This is a genomic window from Streptomyces antioxidans (assembly GCF_000968685.2).
Taxonomy (GTDB): domain Bacteria; phylum Actinomycetota; class Actinomycetes; order Streptomycetales; family Streptomycetaceae; genus Streptomyces; species Streptomyces antioxidans.
Map to the genome: position 1 here is coordinate 1 of NZ_LAKD02000210.1, position 574 is coordinate 574.

General features: G+C 73.5%; 1 protein-coding gene. It reads left to right on the forward strand.

Features of this window, described 5'->3' with window-relative positions; genetic code table 11:
- A partial coding sequence (locus tag VT50_RS37750; RefSeq protein WP_143645379.1) for a beta-ketoacyl synthase N-terminal-like domain-containing protein occupies nucleotides 1–574 on the forward strand: 574 nt, incomplete at both ends.

Here is a 574-nt window from a genome sequence, read left to right on the forward strand (position 1 = left end):
GGCTGCTCCTGGAGACCGCGTGGGAGGCGATCGAGCACGCGGGCATCGACCCGCTCTCCCTGCGCGGCAGCCAGACCGGGGTGTTCGCCGGAACCAGCGGCCAGGACTACGCCGCCCTGCTGGTCGGCATCCGGGAGAGCGTGGAGGGCTACCTCACCACCGCGAACTCGGCGAGCGTCCTCGCCGGCCGGGTCGCCTACACCCTTGGGCTGCAGGGGCCGACCCTCACCGTGGACACGGCGTGCTCGTCCTCACTGGTCGCCGCCCACCTCGCGGCGCAGGCGCTGCGGTCCGGCGAGTGTTCGCTGGCACTCGTCGGCGGAGTGTCGGTGTTCTCCGGCCCCATGATGTTCGTCGCCTTCAGCAGGCAGCGCGGGCTGGCAGCCGACGGCCGGTGCAAGGCGTTCGGGACCGGGGCCGACGGCACCGGGCTCGGCGAGGGCGCCGGAATGCTCGTACTGGAGCGGCTGTCCGACGCGCAGCGCAACGGGCACCGCGTGTTGGCCGTCGTGCGCGGTTCGGCGGTGAACTCCGACGGCGCGTCGAACGGCCTGACCGCGCCCAACGGTCCGTC